Consider the following 17,809-nt stretch of genomic DNA (forward strand, 5'->3'; position numbering starts at 1 on the left):
AAATTCTATTGACGCATCGAGGATCGAGGTATATGTGAACCGCATGAACAAGATTGCGAACACACCGAACCTGCTCGACCCCGACTATTGGGGCAATACGATTAAAATGAGCCTGTCAAAGTTCTTCATTCTTTGCGTTCTGCAGGATGAGGAATTGCATGGCTACGACATCGCCAAATCGGTTAAACGGCGCACTGATGGCTGCTGCACCCCGCGTGAAGGCACGATATATCCAGTGCTCAAGCAGTTCACCGAAGGTGGATATGTCACCTTCAAATCCGAAATCGTCTCGGGCCGGGAACGCAAGATCTACGCGGTGACCGACAAGGGACGCGAGGCCTTCCAGGTCGCCTTGACCGAATGGATGAAGATCACACGCTGCCTTCAGGACTGTTCCTGCACGACCTGCCCATAAAAAATTTGCCAATATACTTTGATGCTCGATGCATCGAGCCAACGACAAGGACCCATCATGAAAATCGTCAGCTTCAAGATCTGCCCGTTTGTTCAGCGCGTCACCGCACTGCTGGAAGCCAAAGGCATCGACTATGACCTGGAATTCATCAGCCTTAGCAACAAACCCCAGTGGTTTTTGGACATCTCACCCAACGCGCAGGTGCCGCTCTTGATCACCGACGAGGGCGAGGCGCTTTTTGAAAGCGACGCGATCGTGGAATACATCGAAGAAGCCTACGCCCCCCTTCGCGCAGGCCTGACACCTGTGGAAAAGGCGCGCGAACGCGCTTGGAGCTATCTGGCTACCAAGCACTACCTGCCCCAATGCGGCGCGCAGCGCAGCGCCGATCAGGACATCCTGACCGAACGCAGCCAAAAGCTGAACAAGGCCTTCGACACGGTCGAGGCACAGTTGGGCGACACTAAATTCTTTGCGGGTGATGAGATTGGCATGGTTGATGTAACTTGGCTGGTGCTGTTGCACCGCGCCTGCATCATCGAACAGAAAAGCGGTTATGACTTCCTTGGCAACCGGCCCAAGCTGAAGGCTTGGCAAACCAACATCATGCAATCCGGCCTGCCCGCCAAATCAGTCGCACCCGACTTTGTCGCGGATTTCTCGGACTTCTACCTGTCCGACCAGACCTATCTGGGCCGTGGTGCCGCCGCCAAAAACCACGCGTTCAGCGACAGCACGCCGTTGGAAATGTGCTGCTGAGCGCGGGATAGGACACGGCCATGAGCATATTTGACACCGCCCCCGCGAAAACAGGCGACACCTTTGTGCGCCACAACCCCAACTATCTGAAAATGTTCTACGGCACCGATCAGGTCACCCCGTTCTGGGTGGCCGATATGGACCTGCCCATCGCCGACCCGATCAAAGAGGCCCTGAAATACGTCGCCGAACGTGGGCAATTTGCCTATGAATTCAATTCAGAAGGCATCTTTGCCGCGATCTCTGGCTGGTTCGCCCGCCGACATGACCTGGTGCTGAACCCAAAAAACTTCGTGCCGTTCCCCGGCGTGTTGACGGCGATTTCCTTGCTGATCCGAGAGCTGTCTGACAAGGGCGATGGCGTCCTGATCCAGGTCCCCGCTTACCACCAGTTTGGCAAGATCATCAGCTCTGCAGGGCGTGAGATTATCAAATCGTCGTTGATCAACGACGACGGCCACTACCGGATGGACTTTGCCGATCTTGAGGCCAAACTGACCCCCGAAAACGTCAGGCTGATGTTGCTGTGCAACCCGCATAATCCGGTTGGCCGGGTCTGGACGGCCAAGGAACTCGCACAGGTTGTCGCAATTGCCGAACGTCACGGTGTGACGATCATCAGTGACGAAATCCATGCCGACATCCTTTATGGCGACCACAAGTTCACCAGCCTATCGTCTCTAGATAACCAGCGGCATGTCGCGGTGCTGGGGTCCCCTGCCAAAACCTTTGGCATGCAAAGCATCTCAAATGGCTACATCTACACAGAAAACGAGGGCATCCTGAAACGGATGAAACACGTCGAAGACGCGATGTATCTTGGCCATGGCAATGCCTTCACAACATTTGCCACCATCGCAGCCTATGAAAAGGGCGACGCATGGGTCGATGAGCTGTTGACCTATCTGCAAGGCACCGTGGACTGGATCGGCGCGTTTCTGGCCAATGATCTGCCCAGCGTGAAAATGTCACCGGTCGAAGGCACCTATCAGGTCTGGCTGGATTGCACGGATACCGGGCTCGAGGGCGAAGCGCTCAAGGCCAAACTAGGCGAAGCAGGCTTCGGTGCCACGCCGGGCACATGGTTCGATGATACGGCCACCCAGTTCATCCGCATCAACATCGCCGCCCCGCGCAGCGATATTCAGGATTCGCTTCGGCGTTTCAATGATGTGCTGGATCGAGTGGAGGTGTATGGCGATTAGGGTGCCGGTTGCCTACATCCGCTAACGGTATCTTGTTCCCACAACGAATGGCAGGAATGCGGATTGCAACCGCAGCATCGTAGGTGGGCGTTGAATGTCTCTTAAGGGCCGTCCTCATCCGTGATTCAGCCCGCTTGGTTGCGGGATCCTGCGCCGCCTTCGTTGACCGCGAAGAGCCCACTCTGTCAAGCGCTGCGCCGCGAACGAAAGTCCGGTCTAAGTGAATGCTGAGTTGTCTATGGCTTTGTCGCAATCTGGCTTACGTAAGACATAAAGCCGAAGAAGGTCTTCTCAGCCACCCGGCGTCGTGCCTCGGCCTTCAACGCCTCTGCTGTTTCGGGAAACAGAACACGTTCTTCGATCATACGGTCGGCACCTCGGTCTATGACAGTCAAGAAGTATGTCGCTTCTGCTTCGGCGACGTATCCATGCCCCTTTCGTGCCCCAAGTTGAAAGCCCGTCTTGGCGAGTATTCCGGAGACTTGTCGCATGATCCAAAGGTTGGTGACGTTTTGATTGATCATGAACCGAATAAGTTGATCCAGCGGATCGAAATCTGCAATCTGTGCCGTCGCGGTATCGTAATCGCCGTCGCAAATCGCCAACACACCGCCCGGCTTCAGGATGCGGAAAGCTTCCTGCACAACAGCTTCAGGGCCGGGCACGTGACACAGCAAGGTATGCATCAAAACCAGGTCGAATGAGGCGTCCTCAAACCCCGTGTCCTTTGCATCACCGATGTCGAAGCTGAGCCGTGTATCATTTCCAAAGCTCTTTTTCGCCCGTTCAACCATCACCGGTGAAGGTTCCAGCCCATGCGCTGTTTTCGCGCCAGCAAGGTCCAGTAGGTCCTTGGTTACGTGGCCTGTGCCGGACCCGAGTTCCAACGCACGCGCATCGCTCGGGAGCTTTAGGTCACTCAAGTAGGCCTTGCGAATTGCGACCTGTGCGGGCTCAAGGCAACGGGCTTCCATCGCCGCTGCTATACGTTCCTGAAGCGCAGTGTCTTGTGCGCCAAGATCAGAATATGGGTCAGACATGGCTTAGCTCTCAAAATACATCCTGCCGAAATGCTAGACACACTTACCCAAGAAATCAAAAAACCGGGCCTTTGAGCAGCTCGATCAGACGGTAACTTGGTGTCCCGCGACCCGGTCATACGCATTGTGGAAATGCTGCACGCTGCGCGAAGGTCCGCTATGCGGGCTGCGATCGCAGCATGGCCGAGGGTGGGCTGATGTCTGATTGGGGCCGCTCCCAACAAAGCGGGTGCCCTTGGTTTCAGCATGCCGCGTTCGCTCCGAAGGCCGCTTGCCGCGTTAGTGGTTTTACTCACCGGCCTTACCGCTGGAACCGAAGTAAAGCTTCGTCGGACTACTCATTTGGCGGCAACGCGCCAATTGAAGTCATGACCGCCATCAAATCGGTAAAATAGCGCATCTCTAGGATCTGGCGATCGCGGAAGGTCAGTATGGTGACATCAGGAACACTCACTTCGGCACCGGATGCAGGTACACCCAGGAAAAGACCATCGTGTGTGCCGCTGAGATGACCCATCACGACAACGTTGTTTCCTTCGGCAACAATTCCCTGGATCGACATTTCCAACCGTGGAAATCCGACGAACAACTCTGCGTTGAAGTCGATCATGTTTTCGACTCCGGTTACAGGCGGGAACGCATGAAAGTACGACGTTGCGCTTTCCGATACGGCCGATCGCCAGTGATCTTGCCAGCCGTCGCTTGTGCCCCAGCCAGCGCTGAAGAATTGCTGTGCTGCGCGCACATTTTGGGCCTCTTCCGTTGAACGATCCTCTGCCAAAACTTGTCTTCCTGAAATGAATGCTGCGCACAACAATGCTTGCCAACTTCCATGCATTTCGATGTTCTATACAGTATGTATGGTGGTTCTTATTGCATGCCTTAGAATTGGATTCCATACATACCGTATGGAACAGGGTACTCCGCAAAGTGAGCAATTCTCTCGGGACGCCTGGGTCGCTGCGGCGCTAGGCCTCTTTGAGAGCGGTGGTCCGAAGGCGGTCTGGGTCGATTCAATTGCAAAGAGCCTGCAAATCACTCGAGGCAGTTTCTACTGGCATTTCGCGAACCGCGCCGATCTGCTTAATGCGCTGCTGGAGCGATGGACCGATGAACAAACAAAAAGAATTATCTCTGAAAACGAAGCGCAAGGCGGAGCGCCTCGCGAACGTTTGCTTCGCCTCCTAAAGATATGCGCCGCAGATGATGGCAGGCTGGAATTGGGGATCAGAGACTGGGCAAAAGAAGATGGAAAGGCGCGAGCGGTTCTTCAAGGCGTCGATAAACACAGAACGCACTACCTTGCCCGATTGATCGAAGGCTGTGGACTTTCAAAGAGCGAAGCTGAGGTCCGAGCAAACCTTGTCTATCTGTCATGGCTTGGTCTCTACAGTAACGCAGCAGTCCCCAATGTGGATCAACGCATTCAACTCATGGTCGATCTTTGCAATATCATGATATCGAGAGGCAAAACGTCAGAGTGAAGGCCCGTGGGGATGACTTCTTCGAGAACGTCCATAAAGTCATCCGCGCCCGTAGGATCAAGTGGCACGGACGATCGGCGCGATGAGTGCGACGAACAACGGCAAAAGCAACGCGACATCGATCCAGACAACGCGATTGATTTGCGCACTCGACCCGTCACGCCAGCCAAGCAAGACAAACGATCCGACGCTTATCAAGGCGCCAACAAGTGCAATGGTCTGAACGGACGGTTTCACCGAAGCGTAAATCAGGAATGCACCAAGCAGACCAAATAGAATGGCGCGATGGCGCAAGAGAAGCTCAAGATCAGGTGTCGAACCCTCAACTCCGTACAGTCTTTGCAGATGTGCTCCCCCAAGCACGCCCGACAGCGGGATCAGGTGGATGACGCCAGTGACCAGCAGAGTTCCGATGATAAAATACTGCATAGAAAGACCGATTGACTCAGGTTGATAGTGAATTCTAACATCTGAGTAGTAATTTGCAACCCAGGCAGGATTGAGGTGATGCCTTGACGGAAACGAGTCGCGCAGTTCAGCGATCTCCGGTTGCGCCGGTTGACTGCAACCTGGCGCGAGCTTTCGAAGTTATCGGGGACAAATGGAGCCTGATGATATTGCGGTCCGTGCTTTATGGCGTGGTCCGCTTCGATGATATCCAGGCCGATATCGGTGTTACGAAATCGGTGCTCAGCAGTCGTCTGAAGCGGCTTTGTGACGCCGGCTTTCTTCAAAAGGAAGGCTACAAGATCAAAGGGGAGCGGGCGCGCATTGAATATGTGGCGTCACCCATGACGCATGCGCTGACCATTCCCTTCATCGCACTCACACAATGGGCGGATCATTGGCTGGATGAACGCGAGGGAAAGCCCGTTCGCTTTCGAGAGCGACGAGATAACTCGGATCTCCGGGTTGCATTGGTGAACGACGACAAAAGAGTGGTGGACTTGCGGGATGTATTTCCTGAGTTTTCGCAGACATCTCGATGAATAAGCTGATTATCGTACACCTACCAAAATTGCGTCTCGCTCGCTTCGAAGCGCGGTTCCGTCCATAGATCGGTGCGTAAAGTGAGATAGCGATAAATGTCCGCTTCCGGGAAGCCGCAATGCAACATCGATGAGCATCTTCAGCGTCTGACTAGGGCCGGGTTAGGCAATTCGTTGTTCGGGTATTTGACCATTGATGTGTTGGGTCAAATTTCGGGGTTCAGTCAGAGCGTTTTAGCTGAAATCTGCAACGCGTTCGGTAACAGTTCACGCACCATTCCAGCAAATTTTGCACCAGCATAACCGGCGGCGCCATCGGGCGTGGGGTGCATCTGGGGCGCTTCCTCCATTTCCTGGATTTCAAGGACAGTGTAGGGTCTTTGGTAAAGCCATTCGCGGTTCTCGACGGCGGTCAGGTCAGGGTTCGGGCGATGCTCGTCAGTGAACGCGTAAAAGTACAGCGTAAATCCGAACCCATGCACATGCTGCACGGAGAGTGGAGTCATTCCCCAATCCAAACAGCTTTTGTGGATGGCGGCGATGTCATGGGTCCTGAGCGTCAGGAGATTGAGCGTAGCCCCTCCCCCCAAACGCGCGGTGTCGTGTTGCTGGTCGGGTCGATTTCCTTTGAACCAATGCTCGATCAGTTCAATTGTAAAGCCTTCTGGATCCTGAAAATGTGCAAGGTACCCGATGTCCTGAAACTGACGGGCCGCGCCGACCTGCACGCCTTTGCGGTGCAACTGATCACAGGCCAATTCGATATTGGGCACCGCGAGTGCGATTTTCCAGTACACATCCTGATTTGACGGTTGATATGGTTTTTCCGCAAGCTCGAAAACCAGCCCTGCTTCCTCATCCCTATACCCAATCGTTCCGTCGTTGCGACCAACCATGCCCAGAACGTCGACGTAGAACCGTTGCTGCGCTTGGGGATCGCGGCAGCGCAACGTGATCTGATCAATTCTGGGCATGGTCTTGTTCCTTTCGCTGCGAAGGCGCTTATTGTGCGACCTCAAAATGGTCTTCGCGCAACAGCGCCGTTCCATCAGGCTGAAGCGCCCAGAGCTCTTTGGTGATAATGCCATGCGCTTTGTTCATGCGCCATTCAGCGGAGACCACGGCAGTTTCCAGATCCTGAGCGACAACGGTGGTTGTATTGAAATAGACAACGTCGTCAAAGCCGCCTTCGACAAGCTGTGTCCAGAATGCCTGGATGGCTTCGCGGCCTTCGAAAGTCCCGAATGGCTCGGCCACCATCACGGCATCTTCTTCGTACATGGCGGCTGCGCCTGCAGCGTCGCCCGCGTTGAAGGCATCCCGCCACTGGCGGCTTGCTGTCGCAACGGCCATGCTGAGTTCGAATTCGCTTGCCGCGCGCGTAGCGGCTTCGTCGGCATGGCCCGGAACTGCCGACAAGGCCAATAATGCGGCGACAGTCAGTCCGAGCGGTGTCGTAAGCTGGTTATGCATTTCATTCTCCGTTGTTGATGACAGAGAAATACGCATGTCCCTTTATCCGAAAAACCCACTCGCACCGGACTGAGCGTTCGACTAAATCGGACAGTGTGGTCTGCCGGCGAAAGGCCCTATGCCACCTCGCTCAACTTCTGCTTCATGAAATCAATCATCGCACGAACGCTCAGCGGCGGGACGGTTCCGAAGGGGTGGATCGCGTAGATGCCCGTTGAGCGCGGCTCGTATTGCGGCAAGAGCTCAACAAGTTCTCCGGTCTCCAGCCTGCCACGCAAGAAGAAGTGCGGCAGGATCCCGATACCTGCGCCATTGCTGATGAGCGCCTGAACTGCATTGACCGAATTGGCCGTAGCAATCTTGTGGAACCTGAAAGTTTTCGATGTGCCCCCCGCCCGCGCCGCGACGCGATGCACTGCATCTGAAGTTTCCCAGTGATGCGCAACGTACGGAAGGCCTTGCACGGCTTCCGGGGCAATCCCGACCTCAGGGTCGAGGCCGTGGTCGCGACAAAACGAAGTTGAGGCGCAGAGGATATCCCTGGCAAAGCCGATCCGTTGCGCCTTGAATTCACTGTCCGGAAGCTCGCCTACCGTTATTGCCAGATCGATGTTGTCCCGGATCAGATCAAGGCGCTTGTCGTCCACAATCAACTGCGGTTCGATGCGGGGATAGCGCGCGACCAGATCGCCAAGTGCAGGCGCGATGGTGCATTCGACCATTGCGTGAGGTCCGGTGATCCGAAGCAGGCCCATGGGCTCGGCAAGGTGCTCGCTGACCTCTTCCAGAGCCGCATTCGAAAGGTCGTTCATTTCCCGGCAGCGACGGTAGAATTTTTCGCCCATGGCTGTGAGGCTCTGACGGCGTGTCGTTCGGATCAGCAGCTGTGTCCCAAGCGACGCCTCAAGTTGTTTGAGCGCATCGCTGACACCTGACTTTCCCATATCAAGCGCATCTGCAGCTTTGGTAATCGATCCCGCATCTACAATGGCCAGAAAGATGCGAACGTGGTTGGAGACAAGGTATTTCATTGTCCGGAAACTGACGCCACTTAGCGCGTGAGTGCAATCGAAATCGGACAGTGAATTGTTTCGATGTGCGGGCGCTGCATTTCAGTTTGGGCGAAAAGCCAACTGAAAAGCCCTGCCGCGCTGCCAGATTACTCGTATCTCACCATCGCACTCACTTCGGCAAAGGTACGCTTTCGGTACTTAAACTGCAGCGGGGCAATATTTAACGGATGTCAGATTTGACCCGATACTAATTTGGTAGCACGAGAAGCGGCTTCAAAATGCTACCCATATGATACCCAAGATGGAATCTTATCGAGGGCACTGTCAGTGAAGCCCATCTATCACTTTGATTTTAAATTATTTTTGTGGTGCCCGGGGGCGGAATCGAACCACCGACACGAAGATTTTCAATGCGCGTCACGGCAGGGTGAGTAATTGAAATTGTTAAGTGCAAATCGAACTGTGCTAGCGTTGTACTAATTGGGTCATGAACACGCGGACCAGTATTTTGGGACCATAGAGCAGCGGACTGAGTATACTTCGACACTTGATACGAGAAATAAGCGTCATCTTGACATGTACGTACATCGTACGTTAAATGGGCATTGAGTTAGGAGTGTCCTATGATCCCCGCAAGCGACCCAACATCTGCATTCAACGAGCCCAAGTCTCAGCGCAAAGACCTGCGGTTTAAGCCATCGGTGATTGATGCAATCGAACGTGCATCGAGTGCTGTTGGCATGGACAGCAGCACATTCATAACGTCTGCAGCATATCGTGCGGCTCAGGAGATTGAAGCTGCGCAGCACAAAACAGTTATTTCATCAGAGGCCTTTGACGCGTTTGCTGCTGCTGTTGATCGTCCAGCGCAGGCCAACCCAGCTTTGTCCGCTCTGTTCGAAAAGCGAAGCGAACTGCTAGGCGATGACTAAACCAAAATTCAGCGTTCAAAAGTTCGACAAAGCCTCGCATGATCGCGAGGCTTTTTCTTGTGGCGTTCTAGCCATGGATAGGTGGTTTAGGGAAGGCATCTCAGATCAGATCAAAGCCAACCGAACTCGAGTTTGGTGCGCGGTTGACCAAACCGGCAAGGTTGCTGGTTTCTATGCTTTGTCCGCCCATGCTGTCGAACCTTCCATTTCTCCTGCACTTGCAACTCGAAGAGATCGGCATCCAATTCCCGCCGTTTATCTTTCTGCTTTGGCAACTGATCTTTCGGTTCAAGGACAAGGGCTAGGCAGCGCGCTTATAGCGGATGCAATGGCCAAGGCACTCGAGATTTCAGAGATCATAGGCGCTGCAGCCTTGGTTTTGGATGTGCTACAAGACGACGCCTATGACGAGCGGATGAAATTCTACACTAACCTTGGGTTCACACCAATCGGTCCTGACGTAAATCCGAAAAGAGTATTCCTATCGATTAAGGAAATCTCACAGTCTGCCGCGATGCGGCGGATACTCAAGTAACTGAAATCTAATCACTTATTGACGGATGGATAGAGATGTATAGCTTGCAGACAGCCTTGGACGGATCACATCCATGACGAACACTGACGTTGATGCACAGCTTGCTGAAACGCTTAACGAGCGCCTCAAAACGCCTCGTTCAAATTTCTACGAAATGGATAGCGGTGATACTCTCTTCGAAGACCTTCGGCTCATGCTGAGAAAGCTCGGCGAAGACCAGTTCAGCGAGAAACTTGATTAATTCAAATTTGCATAGACCCGTCAAAAGGTGCCGAGCCACCCTATCCCAAGACCTCGAGCTGCAAACCTCAGGATCATATTCCAGAGCGGAATTTCATAAGTTGGTTTGGAGCCAGCCCATGACAGAGTTGGCACCGAGCATCCGTGTATCAACCACCTTGATCTCTGCTGCATGCAAAGAACACTGTGTGCCAGCTCCGCCGCGCGGATACTGGTCAAAGGTCCGTGCCGGAAAACCAAAATCAAAAATCCCGTTGCCAGCTCGCCCACCGGGAATGTCAAACTGCATCCGCATCGGTCGGCCAAGGAGTAGAGCAGATTCACTTCCGCCAGAATTTTTGAGTTCCATTAAAGAACTACGTGTTCAGATTTTTTCGGCTGTGCGGATCAGCCAGCACGTTCAGAAGAACCAGGGAAACCCTACAAGCCGCATCAAGGGCATTTGGCGCGTCCTGTCCAACGCACTTGCTGATTTTGGCGGTGTAATCATCCCCAAACTAGATGAACCAACGTCGGCGATCATCCGAATTTACCACCAGAGCGTCTTCATAGACTTAGAGTTTTGTGGCGGCTCCGAGGACGAACCAAGAAGCAGAGCAACCCCATCATTGCTTATGTTGACCATGACCAAGCAGGGCGGAACCAAAGAGCCCGTCAAAATCTGGAAAGACGCGGAAGACGCCGCCTTGGAGACAACGCTACATGAGATCACAACCGAAATTGTTGTTCTGGCAGAGATCAAAGAGCGCGATGCTCAAACTGCCAGATATGCATGGCAAATTGCTCAACTAAAACAGGAGCAAACCAACCAAATTGAATGCGATGTACAGCGCCAAGAGGAAGCTGAAACACAGTCTGCAGCGCGCGTTTCATCTCTTCTGGAGCTTGCAAAACGACATGAACAAGCAAACACACTACGTTGCCTGTTGGCCAAGGTCGACGTCAACTACCCCTCAGGATCTGACCTGGAAATCCAAATGTGGCGCCGCTTAGTTGTCGCAGAAATCGAACGCTTGGATCCGCTGATCGACAAACGTTTTCTGACCGTCCCTGGCACCTATCCCCATTCTGCAAAAGCTGCATAGCTCCGTTTCATGGCTTCGGGAGCATCCCTCACCACACGGTTTGGGGGAAAAGAATACGTCGAGAAAATTTCTTGAGGACAGTTTCTTGAAGATTTTTCTTGGGAAAGACCGCCTCCTTCGCTGGAGACGCTTGCAGGATCGGCACATCGACGCAGCAGTGGACGTTAGATAAAAGTCGAAGCCAACCAGGCTGAATGCTCGAACAGCCAAAGCACCGCCGACCAAAATTTCCTTTAATCAAGCAAACAATGAGTGAAGCACCTAAGGGAAAACGAGAAAAGGACGAACTGGCACGGTGACCATCGTTCAATCCAACGTTGTTGGTGACACTGGTCGAAAAACGTGCTTTTCTCCAACAAGTATACTACAGCATACCTTTCCGAACCGCGATTGAGTACCAGATGCCCCTGAGAAATATTATCTCATCGATTTCCCCAATAGAATTTCTAGAGCCAATTTCAAATGTCCTAAATAGCATAGTGCAGTCCGCAAAGTCAGCGAACCCCAAAGCTGACTTTAGTATTTGGCTTGCTGAAGAATATGAGCCCGATTGGCACTTCTTCTACTTGGCAGCATCAACACAGAAAATCGGTGAGAGCCCAGATACATCAATAATTTCATCACCGATACAAACAAGTGTGTCTGATGAAGAATTAAAAGAGAGCATTTCCAAGGAATTTGGCGGATCTTACGCCGAGCATTTTCCTTTCTCCGGACCACGCTTTGGCCAAAAGTATCGCGACCAATACCTCTATCCTGTAAGGTCGCTTATTGGATTCATGACGGTCGCAGGAGAGCACGATAGAGCCAGCGTAGACGCAGTTCTGTCCCTTGCATCTACTCTAATTTGGCAGCATCGGAGCAGTCGATTTCTCGCATGCGAAAATACTGTTCGGCAGACCTTGGAGAGCGCGAAAGAACGAAATGTCAATTGGAAAGAAATTATCCCTAAACTAAGTGCTGTAACGCACTCGGACACGATTACTATCTTTCAAAGAAACAAGGGCGAATTGCAGTGTAGGTTCGCTTTGGATGAATCTGTAATGGGAGTTGAGTTTTTCAAACAAGAGATTGAAGAAAATATGGGAGAACTCTTATCTGGACGCTGGCTAAGAAGTAAGTGGACCACATTGAAAGACGTAGAGGATAATCCATACTGGATGGTTGTTCCGATACAGTCAACTTTCTATAGCCATGAGGAATCAAACGCCAATTCTCAAGAACTAAGAGTCACATCTAGGGCGCAGCATTTTGCAGTTTTTGAAACACTTCCTACAGAGTTCAGTAGTACATTTAGATCCATGTACTCATCGGCAGATCGTCGTGTCATTGAGCAATCTCTAACAAGATATCTTGATGGAATTGCACAATTCCGGATTGAATTTCATACAAATCAGATACTCAAGCACCTCCCAACAGTGTTTCCAGAGGACCCTTTACCTGCTCTGGAAGCAATAATGGAAGAAATTTGCATTTCAGTTCATGATGTTGTGGGCGCTTTTGCTGTAGAAGCCACCAGTATAAAGAACGAAAAGGGATTCTTTAAATCGTTCATTGGCTCAAACATACCGGAGAACCTGGAAACAGAACAACTTGAAAAACTACTAATGTATGATCACATCGCAACGTCGTATATGAACACACATCATGAGAAGTGCGTCAAGATCTCCGGATTTGACTGTTTAGCGTTCAGTATTGGGACAGTATTTCGAAAGCGTTTTCTCATTTTTATGTTTAGCGAGCCATATTCGAGCTACGTTACAACCGAAATTTGTTCGCGCCTTGCAAGCAAAATAGAGCTTTTTTGGAAGGGTTGTGACCTACAGAATGATCAAACTTCGATGCTTACCCAAATTTCTCATGTATTGCGCGGCCCGGTCAATTCGGCTTTGGAAGATATCAAAGCAATAAACCAAGGCAAAAACTCTCAGATTCTACAGAAATTTACCATCAAGGGTGAGCGAACAGACAGACAGATTATGGCTGATGTCATTTCGTCATTGTCGAGAGCCAGAGCGCTTACAGATTCGGCAAAACACCTTCTGGGGGCATTAAAAGAAGGCAACTTTCAAAACAGGAAAGTTGACTTCCTTTCGGTTTACAATGAAGTTCGATATTCTTTGGAAGTTCAGCGCTCGCGCCGGAATGTGGTGATCGATATGAGCGATCAAACCAGTCCAGTAGACAAAGGCACGCTTTTCATCCTTGGGGATGAAGATTTACTGTGGCTTTTGCTCTATAACTTAATGGAAAACGCAATAAAATACAGCCGTAGAGCGTCAACTGTGCAGGTTCGAATAGTCGATGTTCCAGGTGAACACATTCGTTTCACGGTTGCAAACGAAGGCGATCTAATTTGGGAGAGCGATGTGGAAAGAATCTTCTACCCATACCAGAGAGCCGTTGGTGGTATGCCGATGAACGGTAGGCAAGGAACCGGGATCGGCTTACCAGCAGCCCTTCAGATCGCAGAAGCATTTGCTCCAAACTTCGGTATTAGGCTACACCAGTCCAACAAAAGGTCCCGAGCGGTGAAGACTGGCACTATTACTTTTGAAACGAGGCTAGAGAGATTCAATGATAAGTAGAGTCTGCGTAGTACACGTGGATGACGAAGAGGAAGCACAACGAAAACTTCCGGAACGTTTGCTCCATGACGCCTTCCCCAAGTTCTTTCCGATCGACGAGATAAGTGAAGCGTCATTTACCGCCGAAGATGGAGGGTTTGGTACGGTCTCGATACTTTGGACACATGCTGCCAAGAAGTATGAAATCAAGTACTTCAAATGCTTAACTGCTGACGAGATCAAGGCGGTTCAAGTGTCTGAATACGAAGTTGTCGTTTTCATTTTTGACGTACATCGAGACAACGATAACGGCCAAGGTGCTGGAACGTTCTTGGAGCAAAGTGTGCGAGCCGCAGAGGAGCTGGTTGGGACGAATGAACTCCGTGCTGTGATTTGGACGCACTTTCCCACTTCAGATGCTGCAAAGAAATCGCGATACGATGCGGTAAGGAAGCAAGACACCTCTGCTTTTGCAATGAGAATCATGGAGATGTTGGGGTTCGAAACCAGTGGATGAATTATTTCAGCAAAGAAAGTGGCGTGAATGGCTAGATGCCGAGGACTGGAACCTAGTATCTGACTTGAACGATGTATCCTGGGATCCAGTGTCGGTTTTACCTGATGGAGTTGTCGCTAGTTGGGTTTTCGACGATAGATTCCAATCTCTGTCTTTCGTATGTGGTGTTGCAAGTGGTTCTAGCAGATTTTTTGGAGATCCTTTTCGGGATAAGAAGGAGACCCAATTAGTCTATTTTTTGTTGGCCAAAGCAGTGTGGCAAACACGTGAACATCCCGAAACGCCCTTTTCTTCCATAAGGGAGATCTTCTTACGGGACTTAGGTCATGCGGAAATAAGTCAGGAAGACAACGAGAGGCTTGAATGGTTGGCAGAGAATTGTACGTTGTACAGCCTACTAGATGGCGAGTCTTACATGTGTGTGTGTATGCCAAGTCATTCTAACGCTAACAGCCGACGTATCTACTCGGAAACAGAAGCTCTACCACGCCTCCAAGCTAACCTAGCGCGATATCTCGCATATAACCCGACTTACAAGGTCATCCCTTCAAAGTTCTTCGAACTGAATTCGAATTCTCCTGAACAGCTATTTAGGAACTACTGGTCTCCAAAAGTCTTCTTACCTGATAGTACTTCCGAAAAATTTTGCTGGCCATGGCAAAAAATTGTTCGAGACAATGATGGGAAGTTCCGGGCGCAGAGCATTGAAACAACATCAATTTGCGTTGACCTTAGGCGATCAACAAAAGCGATGGAATTGTCAAAAAATAAGGCGGATTTTGCAAGGTTCATTACAAATGCCGTTACCGAAATGCGGTCCATTACAACGCGAAACGGTGGATTTTTCGACAAAGAAACGGGAGATGGGATTGTGGCTCACTTCATAGATGATTCTGGCATGCGAAGTGCTTCACAAGCATTGAATGCGTGTCGTGAAATTCGCGCCAGTATTAGCGGCCTATGCAGTGACTTTGTTAGTGATTGCTTGACGCAGAGATTCAAATTCAATGTTGGCATCGGAATACACACTGATGCGGGACATTGGTTTGCAGTTCAGAATGAAAGAGTATCAGCAATCGGCGCTTCCGTGGTTGGTGCTACGCGTATTTGCGGTGGAGCAGGAGTAGGACAGATTCTTATGTCCCAGTCGGCCTATCGATGTGCTCAAGGCTGCGAAAGTGGCGTGAACTGTAGGACTGAAAAATACGTTGAGGTCAAGTTCAAAGAATACGCAGAACCAATCGAAGCTTTCTCGATGTCAGAGTAAAACACTACAGAAAAAAGGCTATGACTGCAGCCAACCCCAAGAATACGGTCGACAAGACAAATTGAATATACTTTGACGAAGCAATATTGGATAGAACGTAAATTTGCTCGACAATGTCTTTTTCCCCATCAGAAATTTCGCCAGCAATAATCGATGAATCTCTTAACTTCTCTTCGTATGCTTTCGACGTCGGAAATGCTGCTACGTCGGAAAAGAAATACGCGCTTCTTTCAACCGAATCATCGCTCGTCGTGATTTTTAGACTTTTGCCAATCCTGTTAAAAATTCTTACCCGTACGTTGTGTTTAGACAAAGCTGGAAAAACAGAGACTGCGGATACCAACGTAGCTGCGCAAAACAATGATAACGCAAGAAACTCTGCGGCAGCAGTATCTTTGACACCCAGAATGGTCAGAACATTCCATGAGACGCCGGGTTCGATATACACATAGCTATAGTATGAGGAGGCTAGCGTTGCACTAAGCCCAAACAAAACGCCATTCTTAGCATCGGCAAACCGTAAGTAAGCTCCGATTTCTCGCCAGATATTCAAAAGGTTACTGTTATTCATACGGCTGCATCCCCTTCCCAAGTGTTATTTCATTCTTGTCGCCGACTTGCAAACTTCCAGATTACTTTGTCGTTCTATCATAACTAATTTCTGGCTTGCTTGCACTTTGGAGTTGGCAACATACGGAACTTCGCTGTTGTCCTTGGTTGTCAATTGGCTTTGGGGTTTTATCTGCCCCTACTTAGCGTTTGCGAGGCAAGCAAAACTGTCTGTGCGATTTTGGCGGAAAATACTGACTGATCTCTCTTAGGCAAGCGCGGTACGTCGTCAACTTTAGGTTATACCCGTCAACTTGAAGAACCTAACAAAACTCAAGTTTTCTGCTCCTATGCCCTACCAAGTTGAGATCCTTGGCAATCAGAAAACGGTCGCTCTGCCCGTTAGGTGACAACATAACGTTTGCAGCTCTCCTTCAGGAAAGCGTTACGTTTCAGTCATTTGGCGGAGAACAGATGAAACAGGCAAAAGTGTTATCTTCTGAGGAGCTAAAGCGCGTGATGGCCATCTGCGCAAGCATGCAGAACGGCAAGCGCAACAGGTTGATGCTCATGCTGTCACATTATGCTGGGCTGCGTGTGGGTGAGATCGCCTCGCTCAAATGGGCTGATGTGCTGGATCGTGAGATGAAGCCCAAAGCGATGTTCTACTTGAAAGCTGAGAACACCAAAGCCAAGGAAGCACGGCAGGTGCATCTGAACGCTAAGCTGCAGAAGGAGCTTTCAACCTACTGGGCGCAACTGGATCGCTGGAGGGCACCTGATCGGCCTGTGATCGAGTCTCAAAAGGGTGGGCATTTCACGCCCAACGGCATGGTCCAGGCCTTTGCCCGTGTATTTGATGCGGCTGGGATTGAGGATGCGTCCTCACACAGCGGGCGGCGTTGGTTCATCACGCGTCTGGCCCATTCTGGGATTTCGCCAAAGGTGATCATGGAGCTGGCTGGGCACAAACAGCTGACCACCACACAACGCTATATTGATGTGTCCGATGAACAGAAGCGCAGCGCGGTAGAGGTGCTGTAGGTTTTCCCAGGAAAATTCTGCCAAGAACTTTTCTGCGGAAAGTTTCCACGAATTCTTTCCGGAGAAAGCCGTTTCCTACTGGCCGCCAAGATGAGCGTCTATGTCCATCCGCTCATGCAGCACACGGACAACAAGGATTTGATCGTCACCAGTTTCCCGCAGCACAATCAGATGCCGCCCTTGTTTCAGTTTCAGCATGTTTGAATGCTTGGATTGCAAAGGTCGGATCGTGGCCAAACCTTTGGCCACACGATCCATTGCCTGCTCCAGACCATCCAAGTAGCTGTCAGCTTGCTGCTCACCCCACTCCACATATGTGTAAGCGTAGATTTCGCGCAGATCAGTACGGGCAGCGCGTGTAAGTCTTAGATGTGGCAAAGGTCATCTATCTATGATCTGTTTCGCCAGCGCCTTGCCTTCGGCCCGAACAGCGTTCCATGAGAAGTCTTCATCCACACCGCTGTCCAAACCAATCTGGATCGCAGCATCCAAAGCGTCTATTTGCCTGTCACGATCTTCAACGAGCCGTAGGCCCTCGCGGATCACCTCACTTGCTGATGCATAACGGCCCGCCTCCACCTGTGTGGCTACAAAGCTGTCAAAATGCTCACCAAGGATGAACGATGTTGTCTTGGGCATGGTGGCCTCCGATGACTTATAGCAGATACTAGTATTTAGGCTGGCACGGATCAAGT

At 51.0% G+C, this 17,809-nt stretch carries 23 protein-coding genes; 13 read left to right on the forward strand and 10 right to left on the reverse strand.

Annotation, left to right across the window (positions count from 1 at the left end; all coding sequences use genetic code 11):
• Nucleotides 1-43 precede the first annotated feature (43 nt).
• The 3 genes from Q1A34_RS14860 to Q1A34_RS14870 are packed head-to-tail and all read left to right on the forward strand — an operon-like array spanning nt 44 to nt 2,379.
• Nucleotides 44-415, forward strand: coding sequence for a PadR family transcriptional regulator (locus Q1A34_RS14860; RefSeq protein WP_300035677.1), 372 nt, complete (start codon nt 44-46; stop codon nt 413-415).
• 57 nt (nt 416-472) lie between these two features.
• On the forward strand, nt 473-1,174 hold the full coding sequence (locus Q1A34_RS14865) for a glutathione S-transferase family protein (RefSeq protein ID WP_300035680.1): 702 nt from the start codon (nt 473-475) through the stop codon (nt 1,172-1,174).
• 20 nt (nt 1,175-1,194) lie between these two features.
• Nucleotides 1,195-2,379 (forward strand): aminotransferase class I/II-fold pyridoxal phosphate-dependent enzyme, encoded by a 1,185-nt coding sequence (locus Q1A34_RS14870; RefSeq protein ID WP_300035683.1) that lies wholly within the window; start codon nt 1,195-1,197, stop codon nt 2,377-2,379.
• 236 nt (nt 2,380-2,615) lie between these two features.
• Here the strand turns inward: Q1A34_RS14870 and Q1A34_RS14875 are convergent, their stop codons facing one another.
• Both Q1A34_RS14875 and Q1A34_RS14880 read right to left on the reverse strand, forming a co-directional pair.
• A complete protein-coding gene (locus tag Q1A34_RS14875) occupies nt 2,616-3,419 on the reverse strand; it encodes a methyltransferase domain-containing protein (protein ID WP_298922481.1) in 804 nt (267 codons plus the stop codon).
• A gap of 334 nt (nt 3,420-3,753) precedes the next feature.
• Nucleotides 3,754-4,200 (reverse strand): ester cyclase, encoded by a 447-nt coding sequence (locus Q1A34_RS14880; RefSeq protein WP_300035686.1) that lies wholly within the window; start codon nt 4,198-4,200, stop codon nt 3,754-3,756.
• A gap of 127 nt (nt 4,201-4,327) precedes the next feature.
• On the opposite strand from Q1A34_RS14880, the gene Q1A34_RS14885 reads away from it, so the two are divergent.
• Nucleotides 4,328-4,903: a TetR/AcrR family transcriptional regulator gene (locus Q1A34_RS14885; protein WP_300035689.1), complete on the forward strand. Its 576-nt coding sequence runs from the start codon at nt 4,328-4,330 to the stop codon at nt 4,901-4,903.
• A gap of 57 nt (nt 4,904-4,960) precedes the next feature.
• On the opposite strand, the gene Q1A34_RS14890 is transcribed toward Q1A34_RS14885, so the two are convergent.
• Nucleotides 4,961-5,332, reverse strand: coding sequence for a hypothetical protein (locus tag Q1A34_RS14890; protein ID WP_300035692.1), 372 nt, complete (start codon nt 5,330-5,332; stop codon nt 4,961-4,963).
• 83 nt (nt 5,333-5,415) lie between these two features.
• Here Q1A34_RS14890 and Q1A34_RS14895 point away from each other — a divergent pair, with 83 nt between their 5' ends.
• A complete protein-coding gene (locus Q1A34_RS14895) occupies nt 5,416-5,892 on the forward strand; it encodes a helix-turn-helix domain-containing protein (RefSeq protein WP_300035695.1) in 477 nt (158 codons plus the stop codon).
• A 224-nt stretch (nt 5,893-6,116) separates the two neighbouring features.
• On the opposite strand, the gene Q1A34_RS14900 is transcribed toward Q1A34_RS14895, so the two are convergent.
• From Q1A34_RS14900 to Q1A34_RS14910, 3 genes are all read right to left on the reverse strand, one after another.
• Nucleotides 6,117-6,866 (reverse strand): VOC family protein, encoded by a 750-nt coding sequence (locus Q1A34_RS14900; RefSeq protein ID WP_300035698.1) that lies wholly within the window; start codon nt 6,864-6,866, stop codon nt 6,117-6,119.
• Between the two features lie 28 nt (nt 6,867-6,894).
• The gene (locus Q1A34_RS14905; RefSeq protein ID WP_300035701.1) at nt 6,895-7,365 is read right to left on the reverse strand and encodes a nuclear transport factor 2 family protein; all 471 of its coding nucleotides are present in this window, start codon (nt 7,363-7,365) and stop codon (nt 6,895-6,897) included.
• A gap of 116 nt (nt 7,366-7,481) precedes the next feature.
• Nucleotides 7,482-8,396: a LysR family transcriptional regulator gene (locus Q1A34_RS14910; RefSeq protein WP_300035704.1), complete on the reverse strand. Its 915-nt coding sequence runs from the start codon at nt 8,394-8,396 to the stop codon at nt 7,482-7,484.
• A gap of 605 nt (nt 8,397-9,001) precedes the next feature.
• Between Q1A34_RS14910 and Q1A34_RS14915 the strand changes: the two genes are divergently transcribed.
• From Q1A34_RS14915 to Q1A34_RS14925, 3 genes are all read left to right on the forward strand, one after another.
• Nucleotides 9,002-9,310, forward strand: coding sequence for a DUF1778 domain-containing protein (locus tag Q1A34_RS14915; RefSeq protein ID WP_300035707.1), 309 nt, complete (start codon nt 9,002-9,004; stop codon nt 9,308-9,310).
• Nucleotides 9,303-9,845, forward strand: coding sequence for a GNAT family N-acetyltransferase (locus Q1A34_RS14920; RefSeq protein WP_300035710.1), 543 nt, complete (start codon nt 9,303-9,305; stop codon nt 9,843-9,845). Before Q1A34_RS14915 ends, Q1A34_RS14920 begins: the two co-directional genes overlap by 8 nt.
• Nucleotides 9,846-9,918: 73 nt before the next feature.
• Nucleotides 9,919-10,086: a hypothetical protein gene (locus Q1A34_RS14925; protein ID WP_300035713.1), complete on the forward strand. Its 168-nt coding sequence runs from the start codon at nt 9,919-9,921 to the stop codon at nt 10,084-10,086.
• A 93-nt stretch (nt 10,087-10,179) separates the two neighbouring features.
• On the opposite strand, the gene Q1A34_RS14930 is transcribed toward Q1A34_RS14925, so the two are convergent.
• Complete coding sequence (locus Q1A34_RS14930; RefSeq protein WP_300035716.1) at nt 10,180-10,434, reverse strand: hypothetical protein; 255 nt, start codon at nt 10,432-10,434, stop codon at nt 10,180-10,182.
• Here Q1A34_RS14930 and Q1A34_RS14935 point away from each other — a divergent pair.
• The 4 genes from Q1A34_RS14935 (at nt 10,424) to Q1A34_RS14950 (ending at nt 15,521) form a co-directional block, all read left to right on the forward strand.
• A complete protein-coding gene (locus Q1A34_RS14935) occupies nt 10,424-11,170 on the forward strand; it encodes a hypothetical protein (RefSeq protein WP_300035719.1) in 747 nt (248 codons plus the stop codon). The genes Q1A34_RS14930 and Q1A34_RS14935 overlap by 11 nt on opposite strands.
• 323 nt (nt 11,171-11,493) lie before the next feature.
• A complete protein-coding gene (locus Q1A34_RS14940) occupies nt 11,494-13,758 on the forward strand; it encodes an ATP-binding protein (protein WP_300035722.1) in 2,265 nt (754 codons plus the stop codon).
• A 16-nt stretch (nt 13,759-13,774) separates the two neighbouring features.
• Nucleotides 13,775-14,254, forward strand: coding sequence for a hypothetical protein (locus Q1A34_RS14945; RefSeq protein WP_300035725.1), 480 nt, complete (start codon nt 13,775-13,777; stop codon nt 14,252-14,254).
• Nucleotides 14,247-15,521: an adenylate/guanylate cyclase domain-containing protein gene (locus Q1A34_RS14950; protein ID WP_300035728.1), complete on the forward strand. Its 1,275-nt coding sequence runs from the start codon at nt 14,247-14,249 to the stop codon at nt 15,519-15,521. The genes Q1A34_RS14945 and Q1A34_RS14950 overlap by 8 nt, the downstream gene beginning before the upstream one ends.
• 4 nt (nt 15,522-15,525) lie before the next feature.
• On the opposite strand, the gene Q1A34_RS14955 is transcribed toward Q1A34_RS14950, so the two are convergent.
• Nucleotides 15,526-16,092 carry a hypothetical protein gene (locus Q1A34_RS14955; protein WP_300035731.1) on the reverse strand — a complete coding sequence of 189 codons (567 nt, stop codon included), beginning with the start codon at nt 16,090-16,092 and terminating at the stop codon, nt 15,526-15,528.
• A gap of 452 nt (nt 16,093-16,544) precedes the next feature.
• On the opposite strand from Q1A34_RS14955, the gene Q1A34_RS14960 reads away from it, so the two are divergent.
• The gene (locus Q1A34_RS14960; RefSeq protein ID WP_300035734.1) at nt 16,545-17,114 is read left to right on the forward strand and encodes a site-specific integrase; all 570 of its coding nucleotides are present in this window, start codon (nt 16,545-16,547) and stop codon (nt 17,112-17,114) included.
• A gap of 75 nt (nt 17,115-17,189) precedes the next feature.
• Here Q1A34_RS14960 and Q1A34_RS14965 read toward each other — a convergent pair whose 3' ends face one another.
• Nucleotides 17,190-17,492 (reverse strand): type II toxin-antitoxin system RelE/ParE family toxin, encoded by a 303-nt coding sequence (locus Q1A34_RS14965; protein WP_300035737.1) that lies wholly within the window; start codon nt 17,490-17,492, stop codon nt 17,190-17,192.
• 3 nt (nt 17,493-17,495) lie between these two features.
• Nucleotides 17,496-17,753 (reverse strand): type II toxin-antitoxin system ParD family antitoxin, encoded by a 258-nt coding sequence (locus tag Q1A34_RS14970; protein WP_300035740.1) that lies wholly within the window; start codon nt 17,751-17,753, stop codon nt 17,496-17,498.
• Nucleotides 17,754-17,809: the final 56 nt, after the last annotated feature.

This window comes from uncultured Roseobacter sp., assembly GCF_947491795.1.
Lineage (GTDB): Bacteria > Pseudomonadota > Alphaproteobacteria > Rhodobacterales > Rhodobacteraceae > Roseobacter.